This is a genomic window from Exiguobacterium sp. FD-YE-25-4, assembly GCF_057004685.1.
The window spans coordinates 5,001-7,500 of record NZ_CM168041.1 but is presented as its reverse complement, the minus strand read 5'-3'; the positions used below and the strand labels follow the sequence as shown (position 1 = coordinate 7,500).

Here is a 2,500-nt window from a genome sequence, read left to right as displayed (position 1 = left end):
CCCAAGGCTAAATACTTCCTAGTGACCGATAGTGAACCAGTACCGTGAGGGAAAGGTGAAAAGCACCCCGGAAGGGGAGTGAAACAGATCCTGAAACCGTATGCCTACAAGTAGTCAGAGCCCGTTAACGGGTGATGGCGTGCCTTTTGTAGAATGAACCGGCGAGTTACGATGGCGGGCGAGGTTAAGCCGATGAGGCGGAGCCGCAGCGAAAGCGAGTCTGAATAGGGCGCATCAGTCCGTCGTCGTAGACCCGAAACCAGGTGATCTACCCATGTCCAGGATGAAGGTCAGGTAACACTGACTGGAGGTCCGAACCCACGCACGTTGAAAAGTGCGGGGATGAGGTGTGGGTAGCGGTGAAATGCCAATCGAACCTGGAGATAGCTGGTTCTCCCCGAAATAGCTTTAGGGCTAGCCTCGAGGTGAAGAGTTCCGGAGGTAGAGCACTGATTGGACTAGGGGCCCCCACAGGGTTACCGAATTCAGTCAAACTCCGAATGCCGGCAACTTGTACTCGGGAGTCAGACTGCGAGTGATAAGATCCGTAGTCGAAAGGGAAACAGCCCAGACCATCAGCTAAGGTCCCCAAGTGTATGTTAAGTGGAAAAGGATGTGGCGTTGCACAGACAACTAGGATGTTGGCTTAGAAGCAGCCATCATTCAAAGAGTGCGTAATAGCTCACTAGTCGAGTGACGCCGCGCCGAAAATGTAACGGGGCTAAACATACCACCGAAGCTATGGATCCCGTAAGGGATGGTAGGGGAGCGTTCCAAGCAGCAGTGAAGCGGTATCGTGAGGAGCCGTGGAGCGCTTGGAAGTGAGAATGCCGGTGTGAGTAGCGAAAAGAGGGGTGAGAATCCCCTCCGTCGAAAGCCCAAGGTTTCCTGAGGAAGGCTCGTCCGCTCAGGGTTAGTCTGGACCTAAGCCGAGGCCGAAAGGCGTAGGCGATGGACAACAGGTTGATATTCCTGTACCGCCGTACCACCGTTTGAACGATGGGGGGACGCAGAAGGATAAGGTAACCGTGCGACTGGAAGTGCACGGACAAGCAGCGAGGCCGTCGGGTTGGCAAATCCGCCCGACACACAAGGCTGAGCTGTGATGTGGAGCCCGTAGGGCGAAGTACCGGATTTCACGCTGCCAAGAAAAGCCTCTAGTAAGGAGGTCGGCGCCAGTACCGTAAACCGACACAGGTAGGCGAGATGAGAATTCTAAGACGCGCGGGATAACTCTCGTTAAGGAACTCGGCAAAATGGTCCCGTAACTTCGGGAGAAGGGACGCTTATGGCAACATAAGCCGCAGTGAATAGGCCCAAACGACTGTTTAGCAAAAACACAGGTCTCTGCTAAATCGCAAGATGAAGTATAGGGGCTGACGCCTGCCCGGTGCTGGAAGGTTAAGGGGATGTGTCATCGCAAGAGAAGCACTGAACCGAAGCCCCAGTAAACGGCGGCCGTAACTATAACGGTCCTAAGGTAGCGAAATTCCTTGTCGGGTAAGTTCCGACCCGCACGAAAGGCGTAACGATTTGGGCACTGTCTCAACGAGAGACCCGGTGAAATCATAGTACCTGTGAAGATGCAGGTTACCCGCGACAGGACGGAAAGACCCCATGGAGCTTTACTACAGCCTGATATTGAGGCTTTGTACGCGATGTACAGGATAGGTGGGAGTTTGTGAAGCCGGAGCGCCAGCTTCGGTGGAGACACCCTTGGGATACCACCCTTTGCGTATAGAGTCTCTAACTCGCAGCCGTGATCCGGCTGGAGGACCGTGTCAGGTGGGTAGTTTGACTGGGGCGGTCGCCTCCTAAACAGTAACGGAGGCGCCCAAAGGTTCCCTCAGAATGGTTGGAAATCATTCGAAGAGTGCAAAGGCAGAAGGGAGCTTGACTGCGAGACCTACAAGTCGAGCAGGGACGAAAGTCGGGCTTAGTGATCCGGTGGTTCCGCATGGAAGGGCCATCGCTCAACGGATAAAAGCTACCCTGGGGATAACAGGCTGATCTCCCCCAAGAGTCCACATCGACGGGGAGGTTTGGCACCTCGATGTCGGCTCATCGCATCCTGGGGCTGGAGTAGGTCCCAAGGGTTGGGCTGTTCGCCCATTAAAGCGGTACGCGAGCTGGGTTCAGAACGTCGTGAGACAGTTCGGTCCCTATCCGTCGTGGGCGCAGGAAATTTGAGGAGAGCTGTCCTTAGTACGAGAGGACCGGGATGGACGCACCGCTGGTGTACCAGTTGTTCCGCCAGGAGCATCGCTGGGTAGCTACGTGCGGACGGGATAAGTGCTGAAAGCATCTAAGCATGAAGCCCCCTCCGAGATGAGATTTCCCTTTGAGCAATCAAGAAAGACCCCTCAGAGACGATGAGGTAGATAGGTCATGGGTGGAAGCACGGCGACGTGTGGAGCTGAATGATACTAATCGGTCGAGGCTTTGATCTAGTCTAAGGTTTGTATGAATTGATGAGTCTTCAGTTTTGAGAGAACGATCT

At 54.5% G+C, this 2,500-nt stretch carries 1 rRNA gene (running past one end of the window); it reads left to right on the top strand.

Annotation, left to right across the window (positions count from 1 at the left end):
- Positions 1-2,450 (top strand): 23S ribosomal RNA (locus AC13H5_RS00075); it begins 464 nt to the left of the window's first position.
- Positions 2,451-2,500 lie beyond the last annotated feature (50 nt).